The 20,662-nt window shown below is 64.6% G+C and carries 20 protein-coding genes; 8 read left to right on the forward strand and 12 right to left on the reverse strand.

Features of this window, described 5'->3' with window-relative positions; all coding sequences use genetic code 11:
- Positions 1 to 391 precede the first annotated feature (391 nt).
- The 4 genes from NANH_RS0116545 to NANH_RS0116560 form a co-directional block, all read right to left on the reverse strand.
- Complete coding sequence (locus NANH_RS0116545; protein WP_245601462.1) at positions 392 to 1,888, reverse strand: caspase family protein; 1,497 nt, start codon at positions 1,886 to 1,888, stop codon at positions 392 to 394.
- A 186-nt stretch (positions 1,889 to 2,074) separates the two neighbouring features.
- The gene (locus tag NANH_RS0116550) at positions 2,075 to 2,299 is read right to left on the reverse strand and encodes a DUF1127 domain-containing protein (RefSeq protein ID WP_027263040.1); all 225 of its coding nucleotides are present in this window, start codon (positions 2,297 to 2,299) and stop codon (positions 2,075 to 2,077) included.
- Between the two features lie 285 nt (positions 2,300 to 2,584).
- Positions 2,585 to 2,989, reverse strand: a complete 405-nt coding sequence (locus tag NANH_RS0116555) for a carboxymuconolactone decarboxylase family protein (RefSeq protein ID WP_027263041.1) — start codon at positions 2,987 to 2,989, stop codon at positions 2,585 to 2,587.
- Positions 2,989 to 3,807, reverse strand: coding sequence for a cyclase family protein (locus tag NANH_RS0116560; RefSeq protein WP_027263042.1), 819 nt, complete (start codon positions 3,805 to 3,807; stop codon positions 2,989 to 2,991). Before NANH_RS0116560 ends, NANH_RS0116555 begins: the two co-directional genes overlap by 1 nt.
- A gap of 358 nt (positions 3,808 to 4,165) precedes the next feature.
- Here NANH_RS0116560 and NANH_RS0116565 point away from each other — a divergent pair, with 358 nt between their 5' ends.
- The 8 genes from NANH_RS0116565 to NANH_RS0116600 all read left to right on the forward strand — a co-directional run bounded on the left by NANH_RS0116565 (position 4,166) and on the right by NANH_RS0116600 (position 13,035).
- Positions 4,166 to 6,259: an FAD-dependent oxidoreductase gene (locus tag NANH_RS0116565; RefSeq protein ID WP_027263043.1), complete on the forward strand. Its 2,094-nt coding sequence runs from the start codon at positions 4,166 to 4,168 to the stop codon at positions 6,257 to 6,259.
- Complete coding sequence (locus tag NANH_RS0116570; protein WP_027263044.1) at positions 6,259 to 7,434, forward strand: acetyl-CoA C-acyltransferase; 1,176 nt, start codon at positions 6,259 to 6,261, stop codon at positions 7,432 to 7,434. Before NANH_RS0116565 ends, NANH_RS0116570 begins: the two co-directional genes overlap by 1 nt.
- 102 nt (positions 7,435 to 7,536) lie before the next feature.
- Positions 7,537 to 8,727 (forward strand): acyl-CoA dehydrogenase family protein, encoded by a 1,191-nt coding sequence (locus NANH_RS0116575; RefSeq protein ID WP_027263045.1) that lies wholly within the window; start codon positions 7,537 to 7,539, stop codon positions 8,725 to 8,727.
- Positions 8,728 to 8,731: 4 nt separating this feature from the next.
- On the forward strand, positions 8,732 to 9,859 hold the full coding sequence (locus NANH_RS0116580) for an acyl-CoA dehydrogenase family protein (RefSeq protein ID WP_027263046.1): 1,128 nt from the start codon (positions 8,732 to 8,734) through the stop codon (positions 9,857 to 9,859).
- The gene (locus tag NANH_RS0116585; RefSeq protein ID WP_027263047.1) at positions 9,849 to 10,262 is read left to right on the forward strand and encodes a PaaI family thioesterase; all 414 of its coding nucleotides are present in this window, start codon (positions 9,849 to 9,851) and stop codon (positions 10,260 to 10,262) included. Before NANH_RS0116580 ends, NANH_RS0116585 begins: the two co-directional genes overlap by 11 nt.
- Positions 10,259 to 11,035, forward strand: coding sequence for an oxepin-CoA hydrolase, alternative type (locus NANH_RS0116590; RefSeq protein WP_027263048.1), 777 nt, complete (start codon positions 10,259 to 10,261; stop codon positions 11,033 to 11,035). The genes NANH_RS0116585 and NANH_RS0116590 overlap by 4 nt, the downstream gene beginning before the upstream one ends.
- The gene (locus NANH_RS0116595; RefSeq protein WP_027263049.1) at positions 11,032 to 12,540 is read left to right on the forward strand and encodes a class I adenylate-forming enzyme family protein; all 1,509 of its coding nucleotides are present in this window, start codon (positions 11,032 to 11,034) and stop codon (positions 12,538 to 12,540) included. Before NANH_RS0116590 ends, NANH_RS0116595 begins: the two co-directional genes overlap by 4 nt.
- Positions 12,541 to 12,672: 132 nt before the next feature.
- Positions 12,673 to 13,035 (forward strand): hypothetical protein, encoded by a 363-nt coding sequence (locus NANH_RS0116600; protein ID WP_027263050.1) that lies wholly within the window; start codon positions 12,673 to 12,675, stop codon positions 13,033 to 13,035.
- A gap of 133 nt (positions 13,036 to 13,168) precedes the next feature.
- Here the strand turns inward: NANH_RS0116600 and rpe are convergent, their stop codons facing one another.
- From rpe to NANH_RS0116640, 8 genes are all read right to left on the reverse strand, one after another.
- Positions 13,169 to 13,858 carry a ribulose-phosphate 3-epimerase gene (gene rpe / locus NANH_RS0116605; protein ID WP_027263051.1) on the reverse strand — a complete coding sequence of 230 codons (690 nt, stop codon included), beginning with the start codon at positions 13,856 to 13,858 and terminating at the stop codon, positions 13,169 to 13,171.
- A 72-nt stretch (positions 13,859 to 13,930) separates the two neighbouring features.
- Positions 13,931 to 14,407 carry a class I SAM-dependent methyltransferase gene (locus NANH_RS0116610; RefSeq protein WP_027263052.1) on the reverse strand — a complete coding sequence of 159 codons (477 nt, stop codon included), beginning with the start codon at positions 14,405 to 14,407 and terminating at the stop codon, positions 13,931 to 13,933.
- Positions 14,394 to 15,161 (reverse strand): polysaccharide deacetylase family protein, encoded by a 768-nt coding sequence (locus NANH_RS0116615; protein WP_027263053.1) that lies wholly within the window; start codon positions 15,159 to 15,161, stop codon positions 14,394 to 14,396. Before NANH_RS0116615 ends, NANH_RS0116610 begins: the two co-directional genes overlap by 14 nt.
- A complete protein-coding gene (locus NANH_RS0116620; protein ID WP_027263054.1) occupies positions 15,158 to 16,291 on the reverse strand; it encodes a glycosyltransferase family protein in 1,134 nt (377 codons plus the stop codon). Before NANH_RS0116620 ends, NANH_RS0116615 begins: the two co-directional genes overlap by 4 nt.
- Positions 16,282 to 16,869, reverse strand: coding sequence for a histidine phosphatase family protein (locus tag NANH_RS0116625; protein WP_027263055.1), 588 nt, complete (start codon positions 16,867 to 16,869; stop codon positions 16,282 to 16,284). The genes NANH_RS0116620 and NANH_RS0116625 overlap by 10 nt, the downstream gene beginning before the upstream one ends.
- Positions 16,866 to 17,954 (reverse strand): glycosyltransferase family 4 protein, encoded by a 1,089-nt coding sequence (locus NANH_RS0116630; protein ID WP_081710476.1) that lies wholly within the window; start codon positions 17,952 to 17,954, stop codon positions 16,866 to 16,868. Before NANH_RS0116630 ends, NANH_RS0116625 begins: the two co-directional genes overlap by 4 nt.
- Entirely contained in the window at positions 17,954 to 19,198 is a 1,245-nt protein-coding gene (locus NANH_RS0116635; protein WP_027263057.1) for a glycosyltransferase family 4 protein, read from the reverse strand. Before NANH_RS0116635 ends, NANH_RS0116630 begins: the two co-directional genes overlap by 1 nt.
- Positions 19,195 to 20,406 carry a glycosyltransferase family protein gene (locus NANH_RS0116640; RefSeq protein ID WP_027263058.1) on the reverse strand — a complete coding sequence of 404 codons (1,212 nt, stop codon included), beginning with the start codon at positions 20,404 to 20,406 and terminating at the stop codon, positions 19,195 to 19,197. Before NANH_RS0116640 ends, NANH_RS0116635 begins: the two co-directional genes overlap by 4 nt.
- Positions 20,407 to 20,662: the final 256 nt, after the last annotated feature.

Raw genomic sequence — 20,662 nt, forward strand, 5'->3', positions numbered from 1 at the left:
CATCACCGCCTATGGTCGGACGTCGAAGGCGAGGTGTATCTTGGGTCTGTGTCAACATAACCCAAATACGACGCGGCATTCCATATGGATCACTAATTTCGAATAGTGGGGTCTGCCATGCAGGTCATCGGCGAATATCGACAACTCTGTCGTGCCCCTAACTGCTCGATAGTGCGATCCTGTGGTTGGAATGCAAGAAAGCACTATGGGACAAGTGCGTCATGGGCGCAGCGCACGGATCCCTGGGGCAGATGGCTTTGACATCGTCTGTGGGGCAAACGGGATCGAGCACCGTCTGACAAGGTCCCCCTCTCGACGCCTGCAAGATCCGGACATCGGAGCCAGATCATTTCATCCTGGATCCGATCCACCAGATGCCGGGATTGAACGACTACTCTTTCAACCCATAGGCCAGCCGGATCGCCTTTTTTGTGCCGGGACCGAATTCGCCGTCCAGCGCACCAGCGTAGAAGTCGTAATCCTTCAACTGGCCCTGTAATGCGCGGCGGGTTTGCCGGCTGAACATCTGCGGGCGCGAGGTCAGCAGGTCCAGCACGTCCGAACTGCCCGAGCGCAGCGCCTCGTAAAGGTAATGCGCCGCGTCCGCCGGGCCCTTGCTTTCGATCAGCCCGTCGTCGATCAGCGCGGCAAAGTTGAACTGGGCCTGCGGGTGGCGCAGATCGGCGGCGCGCTCAAACAGCTCCAGCGCTTTTTGCGGATCAGGTGCCAGTCCCAGCCCGCCCTGATAATGCAGAAAGCCAAGATCGTTGATCGCATCGGCATAGTTCTGCGCGGCCGCCGTCTGGTACAGGTCCAGTGCGCGGGCCGGGTCGGGCGGTACTCCGGTACCGCGTTCATAGACCTTGGCCAGTTCGAACTGCGCTTCGGCCGAGCCGGCCCCCGCGGCCTTTTCCAGAAAGGCCACCGCCTCGGTCGGATCAAACCGTCCCTCGCTGGGATTCAGGCGCATATAGGCCAGCCCCAACATCGACCGCGTGTCGCCCAGGTTGGCCAGCGCGATCATCTGCTCTTCCTGATCGGGGCGGATCGCCGCCCAGGCCGCCTGGCCGATATTGCCGGAAATATCCACCTGCCCGTCGGCCGCGCCAGCCAGGTAGAACGGAATGCCGGTCAACGACCCGTAGGTATGTGGTTCTTGCAGGTTGTTGGTTTCTTGCAGCACCATGTCGCGCACCTGACGGAACATCAGGCTGATTTCCAGCCCTGGCTTGACCATCTTGTCAATCAGCGCGCGGGCATAGGGGCTGTTGCCGCCGGTACCGTCAAGCGCCACCTGGCCATCCTTGGCAGCAAAGGCAACCAATGTTCCACGATCCGGTTTTGCCGCCGCCAGACCGCCGCCACCGCGCGTGGTCTGGTTGGTGGTCAGGGTGGCCTCCGGTGAGATCTTTGCCAGATCGATCACGTCGCCCAGTGGGTTGTTACGGCAGCTGTCCAGAATCACGATCCGCATCTTGCGGGCGCGCTCGACCGTGGTCAGAAGCTGTTTCAGTGAAATGGACTGGCGCTGTACGTCCAGATTGGAATTGATGTCGGCATCTACCGGGATCAGGAAATTCTCGCCCTGCACTTCGACCCCATGCCCGGCGAAATAGATCAGCGCCAGGTCGGCGGTTTCTGACCGAAAAGCAAAATCGTCCATCAGTTGGCGCAGCTGGCTACTGGTGGCGTCCAGCGACAGGGTGACGTCAAAGCCGATACCTTTGAGCGCGCCGGCGATGGCGCGGGCGTCGTTGCGGGTGTTGTCCAGCGGCTCGATGGTCTGATACGCGCCCAGGCCCAGCACAAGCGCCACCCGATCGGTTGCAGCGCTTGCAACCCCGGCCAGCATGCACAATGCCCAGATTGCGACCAAGCGTATCGCCATTCCCATAATCTATCCCGTTGAATCAATTGTTCCCGCCGGCAGCAGTCTATCCTACAAACGGCAAAAGAACAGGTCAGTTATTCGTGACCTTGCGGGGCATCAGGGGACTATGGGCGGCACATCCATCGGCGCGTTGCAGGGCCGTTGTGCCGGGGCGGGGGCGACCAGGGCCGCCCCCATTGCCAATCAGTGCCAGAACACGTCGTTAAAGACGTAGCGGGCGATTTCATCGCGTTTCAGGCCGCGCTTTGCCAGGTCTTCGTCGCTCAGCGCTTGCAGGGCGTCGACCTGACGCATGCGGTCATTGGATGTGCTCATCAGCACCAGAGCATTCCCGATGGCCGCAAAGATGCGGCTGATCGGGTTCGGGATCGGGCGGAATGCCTGATGATCTGTCGAATAGTGTGCCATTGGAAACCAGTCCAGGTTGTTTCTGTTCGCTTACGAGTTGGGCACATAGGCTTGGCAAGGCGGCACAGCCAGAGACAAGAGCGAATAGCCGTTGTGCGTCCCGGTCATGGCTGCGGTAGGCAGCCTCAGACCGGATCGTTCGCGAACACACAGAACGCGGCCCCGGCGACCGCAAACCGTTCGGTCGAGGTGACAAGACTGATGAGGTGACGGATCGCGGTGCCGGTTTCGTGATATCCCGTCGGTGCAATTCGCGCTCAAAGCCTTCGGGAGCCGCGCGACCGCTCATTCCGGGTTCGCTTGAAACCTGTCATCCACCGGCGTTTGCAGCCCGGTCACCAGCGCGTTAGTCTGCGCGGCCATGCCAATCACCGCCAACAGCTCGCCGTGCATCTCGGGGGTCATGCCTTTGGCCGTGGCCGCCGCCGTGTGCGAATGCACGCAATAGGAACACCCGTTTGCGGTGGACACGGCAACATAGATCATTTCCTTGATCAGAGGGTCCAGCGCACCGGGGGCCATCACCACCTTCAACCGCTCCCACGTGGCGCGCAACAGGGCCGGATCATGCGCCAGAGACCGCCAGAAATTGTTGACATAGTCGGTCTGGCGCAGGGTACGGATTTCGTCGAAGACGGCCAGCGCATCGGCGCTGGCCTCTTCGTCGCCCAACAACGGAACCGTCGCCATCAGATCATCGCAAAGATGCGCGCCGGTCCACCCGAGCCGCCACGATGCGACGGAGCCCCGACCACGAGGGTCGCGCCGCTGGCGGGCATCTGGTCGAGCCCGGCCAGGCATTCGATGCCGTACCGGTTGGTCGGCAGCCACGCGTAGTGTGTGACAAAATCCGGCGAGGGGCCAAAGTCCAGTGACAGCGTATCTACCGCAATCGACGCGGCCGCGGTTTCTTCGATCAGCATTTTGGCAGCCTCGACATGAAAACCGGGGAAATGCATCACGCCGTCGTCATCGGCATTGCGGAACCCGTCGCCAGTGGCCTTGCCCGCCCAGCCCGAATGCATCGCCACACAGGCGCCTTGGGGGATCGGGCCGTTGGCGTCGATCCAGGCCTTGATGTCATCGGGCGTTACCTGTGTATCCGCATCCTCGGCGGCGCGTGCGGCGATGTCGATCACTGCCAAGGGGCAAACCAGATTGGTGACCGGGATTTCGTCCACCGACTGCCCGTCGGCGGAAAAATGCAGCGGCGCGTCCACATGGGTGCCGGTATGTTCATTGATCATCAGCTGGAACAGGTTGAACCCGTCCTTGTCGAATTTGAACAGCTGTTCGGCGGAAAACCCGGGTGCGCCGAAATAGGTCGGAAAATCGCCATCATAGACATGTGTCATGTCCACCACGCCGCCATGCCCCGCTGCCATTGCCGGTGTGGTTGTCCCGCTCGCGAGCATGCCTGTCGCGGCGACGGCAGCGCCGGTTGCAAAAAAGGACCGGCGCGACAGCATCCTGTCCTTCACCGTGTTCATCACACAGATATCGCACATGAGTATTTCTCCCTGGTTGGATCACATTGGATGTGACGGGCCGAAACGCCCCCCGCCAGCCTCCAGCTAACACTTGCAAAGCCGAGTCTGTCCAGCGTTCGCGCGCGCACCGGCAATTGGACGCCGGAGTGAATGCACCATCTGGCGTCTAACGATTTTGTGGAATAGGGTTTCGCAAGGTGAAACCGGGGATTCGCCCTTGCCAAAGCCTTGGGCTGGCCCGAGCATGGCGCCGAGCGCGCGATGTGACGCAAGGTTCATGCCGGATGCGGCAGTTGCAGGTTTGCGCAGGACGTTGCCGGGTGGTTAGAAATCCATAGCAGGCACTTGGTGCCGAACACACAGAGAAGGGGGCAGCATGACCGACGCCATCGGATATGAACGCACTGGGGATATTGCCATTCTAAAGGCGCAGAACCCACCGGTGAACGCACTGGGGTACGACGTCCGTGTCGGGTTGATGCAGGGGATCGCCCGCGCCGAGGACGAAGGCGCCAGGGCGGTGCTGATCTATGGCGATGGGGCAACCTATTTCGCCGGGGCCGACATCCGCGAATTTGGCCAGAAGCCGCGCGAACCGGGGCTGCCCGAAGTCTGCGACCGCATTGAAGCCAGCCCGCTTCTGGTGGTGTCGGCCATGCACGGCACGGCTCTGGGCGGCGGGCTCGAAGTGGCGCTGTCGACGCACTATCGCATTGCTGTTCCCTCGGCCAGGGTCGGTCTGCCCGAGGTGCTGTTGGGCATCCTGCCGGGGGCGGGGGGCACCCAGCGACTGCCGCGCGTGGCCGGGGTCGAGGCGGCACTGGATCTGATCACAACCGGTCGCCATGTGCCCGCCGCCGAAGCGCTCAGGCTGGGCATTCTGGACAAGGTCGAGGCGGGCGAGCCGCGCGAGATCGGTCTGGCCTATGTGCAGCAGTTGCTGGACGCAGATGCCCCCCGCCGCCCGGTCAGCGAAATGCCATCCCCCGCGCCAGTGGATTTCGACGCGGTTTACGATACGGTTCTGAAAAAGGGACGCGGCCAGCTCTCTCCGGCCACTGCGGTACGCGCGGTGCAGGCCGCGACGGAGCTGCCGTTCAGGCAGGGCATTGCACGCGAGCGCGAGCTGTTCATGGAGTTGATGAACACCGACCAGCGTCTGGGGCTGATCCATGCGTTCTTTTCCGAACGTGCGGTGAGCAAACTGCCCGAACTCAAGGGGGTCGCACCACGGGATCTGAATGCCATCGGCGTCATCGGCGGCGGCACCATGGGCGCGGGAATCGCAACAGCCGCCCTGCTGGCAGGGCTTTCCGTCACCATGTTGGAAATGTCCCCCCAGGCCGCCGAGGCCGCCAAGAGCCGTATTGCCGGCAACCTTCAGGGGGCGCTGAAACGCGGAAAGATCAGCCAGGAGCAGTTCGAAACCCTGACTGAACAGGCGCTGACGCTGGCCACCGACTATGAGGCGCTGAAAGACGCCGATCTGGTGATCGAAGCGGTGTTCGAGGAAATGGACGTCAAGAAAAAGGTCTTTACCCAGCTTGATGCGGTCTGCAAGCCGGGTGCGGTCCTGGCCACCAACACCTCGTATCTGGATGTCAACGACATCGCCGCGATAACCAAACGCCCGCAGGACGTGATCGGGCTGCACTTCTTCTCGCCCGCTCATGTGATGAAACTGCTCGAAGTTGTGGTCGCCGATCAGACCGCGGCCGATGTGGTTGCCACCGGCTTTGCCTTGGGGAAACGGCTGGGCAAGATCAGCGTGCGCGCCGGAGTCTGTGATGGCTTTATCGGTAACCGCATCCTGAGCACTTATCGCACCTGTGCCGATCACATGATTCTGGACGGGGCATCGCCTTACCAGATCGACAAGGCGCTGGAGGCGTTCGGCTTTGCCATGGGCCCCTTTGCGGTGGCGGATCTGGCCGGGCTGGACATCGGCTGGGCCGTGCGCAAACGCAAGCGCGCCGAGGGCATCGACCCGCGCGCGCGCGACAGTTCCTATGCCGACAAGCTGTGCGAAGACGGGCATTTCGGACAGAAAACCGGCAAGGGCTATTATGACTATGCCGCCGGGCCGAAATCGCGGGTTCCCAACCCCGATGTCATGCCGCTGATCGAGGCCGAGCGGGCGGCGCAGGGCATCGCCCCGCGTGAGTTCACCGACGAAGAAATCGTGCGCCGGTACATGGCTGCAATGGTCAACGAAGCCGCCAAGGTTGTCGGCGAAGGCATCGCGCGGCGGCCGCTGGACGTGGATATGACGCTGCTGTTTGGCTACGGCTTCCCGCGTTACAACGGCGGGCCGCTGAAATGGGCCGATATCCAGGGCCTTGAGGGCCTGCTGGAGGATATCAAATCCTACGCCAAGGAAGATGCATATTTCTGGCAACCCGCCCCCCTGCTGGAAAAACTCGTCGCCGAAGGGCGCAACTTTGACGATCTGAACAAGGAAGCCTCGTGATGAAACAAGCCGTTATCGTATCCGCCGCCCGCACCGGTCTGGCCAAGTCCTTTCGGGGATCGTTCAACATCACCCACGGCGCCACCATGGGGGGGCACGCCGTCGCCTCTGCAGTGCAGCGCGCGGGTCTGGACGGGGGCGAGATCGAGGATTGCATCATGGGCTGCGGCGCGCCCGAGGCGGAAACCGGCTCAAACATTGCCCGCCAGATCGCCATCCGCGCCGGATTGCCGGTAACCGCATCGGGGATGACGGTGAACCGGTTCTGTTCCTCGGGGCTGCAAACCATCGCCCTGGCCGCCAATGCCATCACCGCCGAAGGCGCGGGTCCGATGGTTGCCGGGGGCGTGGAAAGCATCTCGATGGTGCAGCCCAAGGCCCGTCATGCGCCAGAAAGCTGGATCATGGAGCACAAGCCCGCGATCTATATGACGATGATCGAAACCGCCGATATCGTCGCGGATCGCTATGGCATCAGCCGTGCGGATCAGGACGCCTATGGGCTGCGCAGCCAGCAGCGCATCGCCGCCGCCCAGCAATCCGGCAAGTTCGACGATGAAATCGTGCCAATGCAGGCGATCATGGCCGTCAAAGACAAGGAAACCGGCGAAATCAGCCAGCGCGAAGTCACGGTGGACCGCGACGAATGCAACCGTCCGGGCACTACCCTGGAGGGGTTGGCGAGCCTGCAACCGGTGCGTGGCGAGGGCAGGTTCATCACCGCGGGCAATGCCAGCCAATTGTCGGACGGTGCCGCCGCCGTTGTGGTGATGGACAGCAAGCAGGCCGAGCAGAAGGGTCTGGAACCGATGGGCGCCTTCAGGGGCTTTGCCGTCGCGGGCTGCGAGCCGGATGAAATGGGTATCGGCCCGGTATTCGCGGTGCCGCGCCTGCTGGAACGCCACGGGCTGAAGATCGACGACATCGACATCTGGGAGCTGAACGAAGCCTTTGCTAGCCAGGCGCTGTATTGCCGCAACCGGCTGGGCATCGATGACGAGATCTGCAACGTCAACGGCGGCTCGATCGCCATCGGCCACCCCTTTGGCATGACCGGTGCGCGGATGGTCGGGCACATCATGCGCGAAGGCAAGCGCCGGGGCGCCAAGCTGGGCGTGGTGACCATGTGCATTGGCGGCGGCATGGGTGCCGCCGGCCTGTTCGAGATTTACTGAGGCAAGGGCGCGGACCGGCCCATCGAGGGCCGGGCCCGCGCCGTCCGTCGCGTTGCGCCGGACGTTCCCGCCGCTGACCCCGTGCAAAAGAGGAGAGCACGCATGGATCTGAGCTATTCCCCCGAAGATATCGCCTTTCGCGACGAGGTTCGCGCCTTTCTGGCGGAAAAACTGCCCAAGGACACCGCTGAAAAGATCCGCAATGGCGAGGAACTGGGCAAGGAAGGCCAGGAACGCTGGCATGCGCTTCTGAATGAAAAGGGCTGGCTGGCGCCGAATTGGCCCAAAGAGTTTGGCGGGGCCGAATGGAATGCGGTGCAACGGCATATCTTTGAGGAGGAATGCGCCTTTGCCAACGCGCCGCGCATCGTTCCGTTCGGTCTGTCGATGCTGGCCCCGGTGCTGCAGAAATTCGGCAGTAAAGCGCAATGCGATCATTATCTGCCGCGTATTCTGGATGGCACCGACTGGTGGTGTCAGGGCTATTCCGAACCGGGCGCGGGCTCGGATCTGGCCAGTCTGAAAACCCGGGCGGTGCGCGAGGGCGATCACTACATCGTCAACGGGCAGAAAACCTGGACCACGCTGGGGCAATATGCGGACTGGATTTTTTGTCTGGTGCGCACCGATCCCGATGCCAAACAGCAAGAGGGCATCTCTTTTCTGCTGATCGACATGGCCACGCCGGGTGTCGAAGTGCGCCCGATCATCCTGTTGGACGGCACACACGAGGTGAACGAGGTCTGGTTCACCGACGTCAAGGTGCCGGTGGAAAATCTGGTGGGCGAAGAAAACAAGGGCTGGACCTATGCCAAGTACCTGCTGACGCATGAGCGCACCAATATCGCCGGTGTGGGTGCCTCGGCGGCGGGGCTGGATGCGGTCAAGCGCATGGCGCGGGCCGAGATGTCAGGCGGCAAGCCGCTGATGCAGAACCCGCAATTCGCCGCCCGTATCGCGCAGGTTGAAATCGACCTGATGGCGATGAGCACCACCAACCTGCGCATTATTTCCAAGGCGGCGGTGGGGCAGGCCCCCGGCGTCGAGGCCAGCATGCTCAAGGTCAAGGGCACCATCATCCGCCAGGAGATCAACGATCTGGCGCGCCGTGCAGCGGGCCCCTACGCGATGCCCTTTGCCAGCGAAATGGTCGAAGGCGACAACGACCCCATTGGCCCGGACTATGCCGGTCCGGTGGCGGCGCAGTATTTCAACTATCGCAAGCTGTCGATCTTTGGCGGATCCAACGAAATCCAGCGCGGTATCATTGCCAAAGTGAAAATGGGGGGCTGAGACCATGAATTTCGATCTGACCGAAGAACGCCAGATGCTGCAGGACACGCTGCGCCGGTTTCTCAAGGACCGCTATACCACCGAAAACCGCAACAAGATCATCGAGTCCGAGGCAGGTTTCAGCGCCGACATCTGGACCGGACTGGCGGAACTGGGGGTGATCGGCGCGCTGTTTGGCGAGGATCACGGTGGTTTCGGGGGGGCCGGGTTCGACATCGCGGTGGTGTTCGAAGAACTGGGCCGCGCCGGTGTGGTCGAACCGTTTCTGGACACCGCCATCCTGGGCGGCGGGCTGATCGCGGCCCTTGGCACCGACGATCAGCAAGCCATGGTCGAACAGGTCATCGGCGGCGGGCTGCACCTGGCCTTTGCCCATGGCGAGCCGACCAGCCGCTATGACCTGTCGCGGGTGCAGACCACGGCCAAGGCAGAGGATGACGGTATCGTGCTGAACGGGCGCAAGGCGGTTGTCGCCAATGCCGAGGCCGCCGGGCATCTGATCGTCTCGGCCCGCGAAAGCGGCGCGGCGGATGACGAAGCGGGGATTTCCCTGTTTCTGGTTCCTGCGGAGGCCAAGGGTCTGACCCTGCGCGGCTATCCGATGCTGTCGGGCGGGCGCGCCGCCGAGGTCACGCTGGATGATGTGCGCTTGCCCACATCCGCGCGTTTGGGCGCGGCGGGCGATGCCTTTGGCGCGATCGCAACACAGGTTGCCGCAGCTAATGTGGCGTTGGCCGCCGAGACCCTGGGCGCGATGGAAACCGCAACCGAGCTGACCCGCGACTATCTGATGACGCGCAAGCAGTTTGGCCGTCCGATCGGCACCTTTCAGGCTTTGGCGCACCGGTTCTCGGACCTGCTGATCGAGCTGGAACAGGCCCGGTCTGCCGTCATCAACGCCGCCGGACATCTGGACACGGCGGATCGCGACCGTCAGATCGCCAGTGCGCGCAACCTGATCGGTCGCGCCGGACGGCTGGTGGCCGAGGAATCGATCCAGATGCATGGCGGCATAGCGATGACCCAGGAGTACGAATTGGCCCATATCGCCAAGCGCATCGTGATGAATGACCACCGGTTCGGCGATACCGACTATCATCTGGAACGGTTTATTGCCCTCAGTGCCGCGTGAAACTCCGGTTCCGCCCGCCAGCGGCGCGCATGAACTGATCGGCTATGACATTGATCTGTCGGGGGACGATGGGCGCGCGCGGGTGGTGCTGGACATCGCACCCCAGCACCTGAACCGCAATGGCAGCCTGCATGGGGGCATCATTGCGATGATGCTGGACGCCAGCGCGGGGTTTGCCGCCTCCATGGCGCGCGGGGCCGACCTGACCCCGGTGGTGACCGTGGCGCTGAACACGCAATATCTGGCGGCGGCCATGGACGGTCGGGTAACGGCGACCGGTTATGTGAAACGCGCTGGCGGAGCGATCTGTTATGCCGATGCCGAATTACATGACGCCACAGGTACCCTGCTGGCGACTGGCAACGGGGTTTTCAAATACTGGCGGGGAAAGGACGGGACATGACACTGGCACGTATGGACGATCGCGGCGACCGGCTGGTTGTCGTCAACATGAACGCGACACGGCGCGGGGCGCTGTCGCCAGATCTATACAACGCCATCGCGCAGGCAATGCAGGCCGCCGATACCCCCCGCATCCGGGCGGTGATCCTGACATCCGAGGGCGGGTTCTTTTGTGCCGGGGGCGATCTGAACGTGCTGATCGCACGCCGCGACCTGCCCGAGGACAGCCGTCGCGCCAAGATTGAGGACCTGCACGATCTGGTCCGCATGATCCGCGCCTGCCCGGTGCCGGTGATCGCCGCGGTCGAGGGCGGAGCTGCCGGGGCAGGGGCGTCGCTGGCGCTGGCCTGCGATCTGATCGTCGCTGCCGAGGGGGCCAAATTCACCGCTGCCTATGTCAAGGCCGGGCTGGTGCCCGATGGCGGCCTGACCTCGGCGCTGGCACGTATGTTGCCGCGCCCGCTGGCAATGGAGATGTGCCTGCTGGCCCGCCCGGTCAGCGCCGAACGCATGGCGATGCTGGGCGCGGTGAACGAGGTGGTCGCCCCCGGCCAATGCGATGCCGCCGCCAATGCGCTGGCCGATGCCCTGGCCGCCGGCCCCCGCACCGCACAGGGCGTTATTCGCGGACTGGTTTGCGCCGCCTATGAGTGCCGCGAGACCGACCAGCTGGATGCCGAACGCGATGCCATGGCCCGTGCCTCCGGCGGTCCCGAGGCCGCCGAGGGCATCGCGGCCTTCCTGGGCAAACGCGCCCCCGAGTTCGGGAAATGACCGCGCGCTGGCACGACTATCTCGATACGCAGGTTGCACAGCGGTCCGGTGCCCCCGCGCTCAGCGACTCGCTTGGTACACACTGGAGCTATGGCGACCTTAACGCCGCTTGCGACGCGGTTAAGAACGCGCTGACGGTGGCGGGCGTACAGCCGGGCGACCGGGTGATGGTGCTGTCTGAAAACTGTGCCGCCGCCGTGTCCGCCTTGTTTGCCATCTCGCGCCTCGGTGCCTGCGCCGTGCCGGTCAACGCACGCCAGACCGACCGCGAAATCCAGCGCATCCTGGACCACGCCCGCCCCGCCGCAGTTCTGTTCACCAGCGCGGTCTCGCCGGATGCTGCGGCCCACGCGGCCCGGATGCGCGCCCGCGCGATCAACGGCCCCTTTGGCACGCTGCACCTGGCCACGCCCCATCCCAGCAGTCCGGACACCGACCGCGATCTGGCGGTCCTCCTCTATACCACCGGAACCACGGGCGACCCCAAGGGCGTGATGCTGACCCATGCCAACATGTTGTTTGGCGGTCAGGCTTCGGCGACGGTTCGCGGCCTGACCTCTGATGACGTCATCTATGGCGTGCTGCCGATCACCCATGTCTTCGGTCTTGCCTCGATCGTCACCGCCGTCATCTTCGCGGGCGGGTTCATTCGCTTTGAGCCCCGGTTCTCGGCGGCCCGTCTGTATCACGCCCTGAGCCAGGGCATCACCCTGCTCTCTGCGGTGCCGCAGATGCACGCGCATCTGATGCAATACGCCAAGGAACAGGGCCACACCCGCCTTGCCAGTAACAGCTTGCGGGTCGTGACGTCGGGCGCAGCGCCATTGGATCCCGCCTGGAAGCGCAAAGCCGAGGCTTTCTATGGCGTCGCCCTCCAGAATGGGTATGGCATGACCGAAACCACCGCCGGGGTTTGCGTCACCCGCAACGCCATCGGCGATCCAGACGTTTCGACCGGCCCGGCGATGCCCGGCTGCGAGATCGCCATTGACGAAACCGTGCCCGGCGGCGGCGATGGCGCGGGCGAAGTTCTGGTGCGCGGCCCCAACGTGATGCGGGGCTACTATCGCAATCCACAGGCCACTGCCGCCGTGCTGGACGGTGACGGCTGGATGCACACCGGCGACCTGGGCCGCATCGACGCACGTGGCCATCTGCACATTCTGGGGCGCTCCAAAGAGCTGATCATCCACGGCGGTTTCAACGTCTATCCTCCCGAGGTCGAGGCGGCGCTGAACGAGCATCCGCAGGTGATCCAATGCGCCGTGGTCGGACGCACCCACGACGGCGACGAACAGGTCCTCGCCTTCGTGCAGGCCGCGCCGGATGACATGCCCGACATCGACGATCTGCGCGCCTTTGCGGCACGGCGGCTGGCCGGGTACAAACGCCCGTCGCGTATCGTCTTGGCCACCGATCTGCCCGCCGCGCCCACCGGCAAGATCCTGAAACACAAACTGGTTCAGACCTTTGCCGCCGAACTGGCCGACCCGCCAGCACACTAGGACAGGCGCTGCGCCGGGTTTTGCCCATGTGCCGCGCCGGATCGCGCAGCGCTTGCGCTGCGCCTCCACATCCCCCATGTTGTGCTGAAACCCAATACCTGACAGTCGAAAGGACTCCCCTTGGCTCGCCTCATGACCCTATCCATTCTCCCGCTGGTTTCCCTGATCGCGGCCTGCGAGAACAGTGGCGCCAAATATACGCCCGTGATCGACGGGCCGGTCAGCGCCAATTACAACAACGATCTGGCGCAGTGCCAATCCCTGGCTGCCTCGCAGGGCACCATTGACAGCAGCACCGCCGGTGCTGCCGCAGCTGGCGCAGGTTTGGGCGCGGCGTCTTCGGTGATCTGGAACGACAACAGCGACAACCTGGGCCGTGCTGCTGCCGTGGGGGCCGTCGCTGGCCTGACGTCGAATGCGATCCAAAAGAGCCAAAACAAGGAAAGCATCGTCAAGAACTGCATGCGCAACCGCGGCTACAACGTCGTCGGCTGACTCAAAGATCCGGCCTTCACGACGTGAGGGCCGGCTTCTCAGGGCTGATCCAGTGCGCCATGCGCCCCCCGGAACCACCGCCGGGGTCAGTTGGGATGTCCGGAACATACCTGTAGAAGATGGGTGAAACGGCTCAGGTCCAGACCCCTTCGGCGGCCTCGCGGATGGCACGTATGTTGCTGCCATAGGCGTCGGGGTGACTGACAGATCCCCCCTTGAACACCGCCGAACCGGCCACCAGGACATCCGCTCCGGCCTGTACCACCAGCGGCGCGGTGCTCGGGTCGACCCCGCCGTCGATCTCGATATGGATCGGGCGGTCACCGATCATGCCGCGCAGGGCGCGGATCTTGGCGGTCATGTCGATGAATTTTTGCCCGCCGAATCCGGGATTTACGGTCATCACGCAGATCAGGTCGACCATGTCCATCAACTCGGCCACCGCGCCGGCGGGCGTGCCCGGATTCAGCGCCACTCCCGCCTTGGCCCCAGCCCCACGGATCGCCTGCAAGGTGCGGTGGATATGCGGTCCGGCTTCTACATGCGCGGTAATCACATCCGCGCCCGCGTTGGCAAAGGCCTCGACATAGGGATCGACCGGCGCGATCATAAGGTGAACATCCATAACGCCCTGAACGTGTGGACGGATCGCGGCGCAGGTGGCTGGACCAAAGGTGATGTTGGGGACAAAATGCCCGTCCATCACATCTACATGCACCCAATCCGCCCCCTGGGCTTCGATGGCCTGGCATTCGGCCCCGAAATTGGCGAAATCGGCGGCCAGAATGGACGGGGCGATCTTGATCTTGCGGTCAAAGGACATGGGGTACCTCAGGCTGAGTTTGTCGACATATACTGCGCCGGTGTGCGCGGCGGTAGGGGGCAGGCCGTCGCGTCACGCGCGGTAGAACAGATAGCGCTCCGGTGCAATGGTGTCAGGACCGCAGATCTGTTGAAATCCGACCAGCGGCTGCCCCGAAACGATCAAACCGCCGGGCTGCATGACCCGGGCAATCACCGGACTCAGCCGCGCCGCTTCGGCCACGTCTTCGGCCTTGATTCCACTGCCGAAATCGTAATGGGCCAAGGCGATCCGCGCGCGTAGACAATGCAGTTTTTCCAGCATCGGCCGCGCTTCGCCGGCCAGGAAATCCTGCTTTGGGGGAACACAGGACGGGTGACATTGCAGCACCCGGTCGATCACCCAGATGCGCCGGTCGGGCAGGATTTCGCGCAGATGATCATAGGTGCGCCCGTTGCCGAGCCCCAGGTCCAGCACATCGCCGGGCAGCCCGGCGATGTGCTGGGCGGCCCAGTTCAGCCCGTCGCGCTGCGCGGTAAAGCGGCGCAGCATGGAATCAAGTCGGCTCATTCGTCTCTCCTGTGTCGACGGCGGTCCAGGGTTGACCCGGCCCGGCCAGCAGACGGGTCAGCAACGCCTCGGTAAAGGTCCAGATCGCTTGGTCATGAACCAGATGATGGGTCAGGATGCCATAGGGTTCGGTGGCATCCGCGCGCCCTTCGCGCCGGTCCGCCAGTTGCCGGGCGACCTGTGCGATCAGGACCCGCGGGTTGGCCAGACCCCGTCCCCCACGCCAGGCGATCGGGTCCAGATGGGTATTGATCTGCGCCAACCCCGGTGCCGCCAGCGGGGCCGCGCGCGGGGTAAAGGTGGAAACCGCCCGAAACCCCAGCTCCGGGAGCTGGGGCAACAGATTGTCGCTCACCCGGTTCCATGGCGGCACAAACATGGGCACCAGGCGAGGGCCGAACAAGGCGCGCAAACGCCGTAGCCCCTGTTGTGCGTCCATCCCAAGCGCCTGCATGGTGCGATCCGCGCCGAACTCGGCGTTCTTTTCGCCCTCGGGCGTGTGGCTGATATGGGCCCAGCCATGTACCACCGGGATCATCCCGATTGGCAAAGCATCGGCCAGCGCATCCTGCGCATGGGCCGGAATGACCGCCAGATGGACCGCAATACCCAACCGGGCGGCCAGATCCGCCAGCCGGATCAGCGCCGGTGTCGGTGCAATTGCGTCATCGTCACGCCACCACAGCGGCAAGCTCAGCCCGGCCTGCGCCCATCGGTCCAGTTCACGATCCAGTTCGCTCCAGTCCGGTGTCATATACGTGCGCCCGCCATTTGGGTTGCGATCGTCACGGTCTGTGCCGCGCCATCCAGTTGCAGGGCCGCCCTGCCGCGGCGCGGGGCGCTCAGGACCTGCCGGACCGCATCACACAAGCGCTGCGGCGTCAATTCGCAAGTGCGCAGAGTCGCCATGCCCGGCAACCGGGCCAGCGACTGTGCCCGCAGGGTCTGTTCGACCTCGTTGCCGTCGTCAAACGGCACAAACACGGCTGGCGTGCCGGTCTGCAACAGATCCAGCGCGGTGTTATAGCCGCACATACTGACCGAGGCGGCGGCATGGTGCAGCATCTGCCGAAAGTCCGCGCGCGCGGGTTCGATCACCGCCGGGCTGCCGCTGGCCAGATCCGTGAGGCGCGCGCCGGGATTCTGGCCGCCGACCAACAACCGCCACCGCCGTTCGGGCATCAGGCGGGCCGCGTCGCCGGCACAGCGGAACAACTGGTCGCCAACCGGCCCGCCGCCCGCGCTGACCAGAACCTCGTCCGTCCCGGCGCGGTCCGGATGCGGCCCGGCGGCAGCGGGCGCGACATAGCCGGTATATATCAGCCGTGGCGCCAGCGTCGGGCTGACCGGCCAGCTGACCTCCAGTTTCGTGCCTTGCGGGTCGGCATGGACCAGCACCGCATCGTACCATTTGCGGACGAGATCGTCGGTTCGGGCGGCCTTGGCGGGGGTGGACGGCGGCGCAAGGATGTCGCGGACCGATGACAGGATCACCGGCGGCTGCGGCAGGCGTTTTGCCGTCTCCAGCAGGGCCAGGAATTCGTCGCGCAGCACACGGCGGCCAAAGGGGAAAAGCTCGGTGATCACCACGTCTGGTTTGAAATCGACAACGGCGCGACACAGCCCGTCGCGACGTGCGGTCAGCACCGCCGTGCCCGCGGGCTGCCCGGTTTGATCCATCAGCCGGGTAAAATCCACGCCGTCCGAGCTTAGCGACGGCAATTGCAAGAGCCTGACAGAGCCGAAATCCAGACCCGCAACAGGCATCCCGCCGCTGGTCAGAAGAACATCGTGACCGGCCAGGGCGAACGCGCGCGCCAGCATCAGGGCGCGGCGCAGATGGCCCGTGCCCAGCAGATGGGTGACAGCGATCATCACCCGCATGCGCGGCGCTCCAACCGGATTTGATCGGGTGCGGCCGTGACCTGTTCGCCCTCCAGATACAGAACAAACAGCCGATTGCGTTTGATCCGAAACGGCGCCGGGCCGCGGAAATCCCAGCCATGCGCCCGCGCCAAAAGCACGCGCATCACGCCGATATGGCACACCGCTACCGCATCCTGCCGCAATCCGGCCAGCCAGGGTCGCAGCCGCGCATCCAGCTGCGCGGGACTTTCCCCGCCCGGCGCGCGATAGCCCCAGCCCCAATCCTCGATATGACGAAAGCCGGAGTCCGGTTGCGCCAACAGGTCAACGCCGCGCAAACCCTCCCAATCGCCCCAGCTCATCTCGGTCAGCTCGGGGGCCAGGCGAGGCGCGCGCCCGGCTACCAGATGCGCGGTTTCAGCCGCCCGCTTCAATGGGCTGGACCATAAATCGGCAGCCTCCCAATCGGGCGGCAGGCGCAATTCGCACAGCTCCGCGCGCGCAGCCCCATCCAGGGGGATGTCGCTGCTGCCCTGAATGCGGCCCGCGCGGTTCCATTCGGTATGACCGTGACGCAAGAGGGCGAGGCGGATCATGCGCGCCTCTCCAGCAGCGGGGCGACCCCTGCCCAAAAGGTGGTGCGCGCGGTGCCGATCAGGTGCTTTCTGGCCATCGTGCCGCGGGCCGTCGCGCCTTGGGCCTGGCGCAGATCCGGATCGGCGAGCAATTGATCGATCCGCTGCGCCAGGGCGGCTGGCCCGGCCTCGGGCGAAGGGTACAGGCCCGGTGCCAGTATGTCGCGCACGCCGGGACGGTCCTGGGCCACCACCGGCAACCCGGCCGCCTGCGCTTCCAGATACACCATGCCGAATCCCTCGTTGACGCCGGGCCAGAAAAACAGCGCCGCGTTGCGATAGGCGCGGGCCATGTCCGATGCATCCAGTTGCCCCAGAAACCTCACCTGCGGGCCGAAGGGGGCCATCAGCGTCTCGATTTCCGCCCACATGGGGCCGTCCCCGGCGATGTTCAATTGCCAGCTGGATGCACCCAGTTGCGCCAGCGTGTCCGCGATCACACGATAGCTGGCCATTTTGTCGCCGGCACGCATCATGCCCGCCGCCAGCATCCCGCGGCCCTCCGCGCCGCATTCGGCCGGTTCCGGCAGGTCGGCCCGGGGTAGAAACGGTGGCAGGTGGATCAGCCGCTGGCCCGGTGGGCGATGGCGGTCCAGCGTGATCAGGTCATGTGCGGTGAGATAGAAGACCAGATCGGCGGCATCGGTTGCCGCCTCGGCGGCGGCGGCGAACCCGGCCCAGGGGCCGGTCAGACGCTTTTTGGCGCGGCTGGCCTCGATCTGCACATAGGGCAAGCCAAGGGCGGCGCAGATCGCCGGACCCAGCAAGTCGGGTGCTTTGTAATAGTTGTGATAGGTCACCCAGAGGGCAGGGCGGTCACGGGTCAATAGCGGGATCAGCCGGGCGATTTCGGCCTCGGCCGCCGCATGCAGAACGGCCTGCCGGGCGGGATCGCCCCGGTTATCGTGAACCTGAAGCTGCGAAACCGCATCGATGCGCACGTCGTCGGTGGCCATGGCCGTCAACAGCGCGCGGGCAAAGGCGCGGTCACCAGAGGGTACCGGGTGATCGGGCGGTTTCATCGGGGCATAAAAAGCCACCCGCATCAGCCGCTCCGCGCGCCATTCAGCATGGCGCTCAGGCGTGCGGACAGATGGTCGATGCCCGGCTGCATCACGAATTCGGCCCGCAGCCGGTGCAATGCGGCCTCGGCCATGGCGGCAGTTCCGGCCGGATCCCGAGCCATCTCGGTCATCGCGCTTGCCAATGCGGCGGGGGTGTCGTCGGACAGCCGACCGTGCACGCCGGTTTCGATAAATTCAGGGATCGCGGAAACGGCTGTGGACAGGATCGGCAGGCGCTGGCTGGCGGCCTCCATCAGCACATTGGGCAATCCGTCGCGATCGCCATCCGACGCAACCCGGCTGGGCAGCACAAACAGATCGGTGGCACGCATGGCGGCGATCACCTCGGGCTGATCGCAGGCCCCGCGCCAAACGATGCGGTCGGCGATTGCGGCCTGTTGCGCCTGCTTCGCCAGGGCTTCTCCCAAAGGGCCGCCGCCAATATGGGTCCAGTTCCAGTCCAGCCCGTCCGGCAACAGGGCGAGCGCCGCAATCAGCCGGTCAAAGCCCTTTTTCTCGACCAGCCGCCCGACGGATAGCAGCCGCAGCGGATCGCTCGCATGACGCAGGGCGCGCTCCGGCGGATCGGGAAACCGCGACAGATCCAGCCCGTGATAAACCAGATCGATGCGTGCCGGGTCCGCCGCCAATCTGCGCAGCTGGCGCGCACCATAGGCGGTGCAGGTGGCCCCAAAGGCCGCACCGGTGCCATCGTCCGCCAGCTTTTCCGCGATTTCCCAATCCGGCGAGGTCCAGATGTCCTTGGCGTGGGCGGAAAACCCCCAGGGCAGGCCGCGCATGATCGCTGCATAGCGCGCGACCGAGGCGGGCGTGTGCAGAAAATGCGCATACAACCCCTGTGTTCCGGGGGGCAGTTCGGTGGCCAGAACACACGCCTGACCAAAACGGCGAATGCGGTTCTTATCCTGATCGCGGGTCAGATCCTGCCGCCAGATCTCATAGGCGGCGGCATAGCCCGGAAGGCTGCGGGCTGCGGCGCGGGCACGCCAGACGCGGACGGGGTCCTGGTACAGGTATTCGGGCAGATAGCGCACCCGCGCCCGCAGGCAGTCATGCAAGGGATGGGTCTTGGTGTCGGTCGGATGGCGCAGCGACCAGATGTCAAACCGGTGCCCGGCGTCTTCCAGCGCCACCAGTTCCTGCGCGATAAAGGTCTCGGACAGCCGCGGCCAGCCCTTGACGACAACGGCCAGTGGTACGCTCATTCGGCTGCCTGCTCGGCTTGTTTCGCCAACAAGGCCGCGACCCTTCGGGTGACATAGTCCAGCCCGTCCAGCAGCCCTTCACCAAAGGCCTGGCTGGGCAGCGGTTGACCCGGCAGCGCGCGGATGGCGCGGATCATCGCCTGCACCGTCATGCCGTCGCGGGTTTCGTCCAGCATCCGCACCAGGCCCAGACCCTCGGCACGGCTGGCGCGGATATATTGTTCCAGCCGGGGCACGGTGCGCGGTACGATCACCGCGCGCTTGTCAAAGGACAGCACCTCGCAAAACGTGTTGTAGCCGCCCATGCTGACCACCCCATGGGCTCCGGCGAACAGGGTCTCGATCTGCGATTCAAACCCCACCGCCGTCACCCGCCCGTTCAGCTTGGCCACCCTGGTTTCGAAATCCACACGGGTGTCGCCCGACAGGAACGGGCCATAGACCAGGATCGCGCGCGGGTTCAGATCCGGGTCCTGTTCGTAGGCCGACAGCACCAGATCGACCATCGCCTGCCCATCGCCGCCACCGCCGGGGGTGACCAGGATATAGGGCTGTTTTGGCGGGGCGGCCGTGCTGCCGACACTGCGGCGCAGATAGCCGGTCCAGTGCATGCGCGCCCTGACTGCGGCGCTCAGATTCAGCCCGGCGGTCGGATCGTAGATCGAATGGAGGCCATAGATCCATAATTCGTCATAAAATGTCTCGGTGGCGGCAATGCCCCCCTTGCGGTCCCATTCGACGGCCAGCACCTCGGGCTCGTCCAGCACATCACGCAGCCCCAGCACCATCTTGGCGCGCCCCTGATCGGCCAACAGATCCAGCGTCGGCAAGAGTTCGCCGCGAAAGCCGGTCGGCTCTTTGTCCACGATCAGAATATCGGGATCGTATTGTTCGGCCGTGGCCTTGATCAGCCCGGCCCGCAGGTCGGTGGTCTGGTCGATGTCCAGACCCATGGTCTGGGATTCATAGCTGCCGTCGCGCAGCTTGGTCACGCCGGGCAGCCGCACATGGTCTACCCGTGGCGGAAAGGTAAACCGACCGGCCACCGGCGATCCGGTGAGGATCAGCGCCGAGGCTTCGGGATTGGCGCGTGTGATGGCCTCTGCCAGCGCCCGCGATCGGCGCAGGTGCCCCAGGCCAAAGGTGTCGTGGCTGTACAGCATGATCCGTGGCGCACGTCCGGGCGGTGTCGGGGGCCTTGGCATCATCCTGGCGCTCCACTTTGGAGACGCGCGCGCGACCGGGGCCGTACCGCCCTCACGGGGCAGGATTGCGGGGCGCGCACCGGTACATCCGCCCGATCCGGTGTCCACCCCAGTGTCATCTGCTGACCCATCCTCGTTCCCGCGATCGTGCTGCTGGACCCGGACCCGCCGCGGTCAGAGGGCCGTGGCGACATCCCGGGTCGGGTTGTCCGGTCCCTACTATTAAAACCGCGCTCGAATGCAAACCATAATGTGCGTT

The organism is Sedimentitalea nanhaiensis DSM 24252, assembly GCF_000473225.1.
GTDB lineage: Bacteria > Pseudomonadota > Alphaproteobacteria > Rhodobacterales > Rhodobacteraceae > Sedimentitalea > Sedimentitalea nanhaiensis.

Coding starts and splice junctions, on each gene's coding strand:
- NANH_RS0116545 (WP_245601462.1), bottom strand. CDS start 1,888: ATGGCGATACGCTTGGTCGCAATCTGGGCATTGTGCATGCTGGCCGGG.
- NANH_RS0116550 (WP_027263040.1), bottom strand. CDS start 2,299: ATGGCACACTATTCGACAGATCATCAGGCATTCCGCCCGATCCCGAAC.
- NANH_RS0116555 (WP_027263041.1), bottom strand. CDS start 2,989: ATGGCGACGGTTCCGTTGTTGGGCGACGAAGAGGCCAGCGCCGATGCG.
- NANH_RS0116560 (WP_027263042.1), bottom strand. CDS start 3,807: ATGTGCGATATCTGTGTGATGAACACGGTGAAGGACAGGATGCTGTCG.
- NANH_RS0116565 (WP_027263043.1), top strand. CDS start 4,166: ATGACCGACGCCATCGGATATGAACGCACTGGGGATATTGCCATTCTA.
- NANH_RS0116570 (WP_027263044.1), top strand. CDS start 6,259: ATGAAACAAGCCGTTATCGTATCCGCCGCCCGCACCGGTCTGGCCAAG.
- NANH_RS0116575 (WP_027263045.1), top strand. CDS start 7,537: ATGGATCTGAGCTATTCCCCCGAAGATATCGCCTTTCGCGACGAGGTT.
- NANH_RS0116580 (WP_027263046.1), top strand. CDS start 8,732: ATGAATTTCGATCTGACCGAAGAACGCCAGATGCTGCAGGACACGCTG.
- NANH_RS0116590 (WP_027263048.1), top strand. CDS start 10,259: ATGACACTGGCACGTATGGACGATCGCGGCGACCGGCTGGTTGTCGTC.
- NANH_RS0116595 (WP_027263049.1), top strand. CDS start 11,032: ATGACCGCGCGCTGGCACGACTATCTCGATACGCAGGTTGCACAGCGG.
- NANH_RS0116600 (WP_027263050.1), top strand. CDS start 12,673: ATGACCCTATCCATTCTCCCGCTGGTTTCCCTGATCGCGGCCTGCGAG.
- rpe (WP_027263051.1), bottom strand. CDS start 13,858: ATGTCCTTTGACCGCAAGATCAAGATCGCCCCGTCCATTCTGGCCGCC.
- NANH_RS0116610 (WP_027263052.1), bottom strand. CDS start 14,407: ATGAGCCGACTTGATTCCATGCTGCGCCGCTTTACCGCGCAGCGCGAC.
- NANH_RS0116615 (WP_027263053.1), bottom strand. CDS start 15,161: ATGACACCGGACTGGAGCGAACTGGATCGTGAACTGGACCGATGGGCG.
- NANH_RS0116620 (WP_027263054.1), bottom strand. CDS start 16,291: ATGCGGGTGATGATCGCTGTCACCCATCTGCTGGGCACGGGCCATCTG.
- NANH_RS0116625 (WP_027263055.1), bottom strand. CDS start 16,869: ATGATCCGCCTCGCCCTCTTGCGTCACGGTCATACCGAATGGAACCGC.
- NANH_RS0116630 (WP_081710476.1), bottom strand. CDS start 17,954: ATGCGGGTGGCTTTTTATGCCCCGATGAAACCGCCCGATCACCCGGTA.
- NANH_RS0116635 (WP_027263057.1), bottom strand. CDS start 19,198: ATGAGCGTACCACTGGCCGTTGTCGTCAAGGGCTGGCCGCGGCTGTCC.
- NANH_RS0116640 (WP_027263058.1), bottom strand. CDS start 20,406: ATGATGCCAAGGCCCCCGACACCGCCCGGACGTGCGCCACGGATCATG.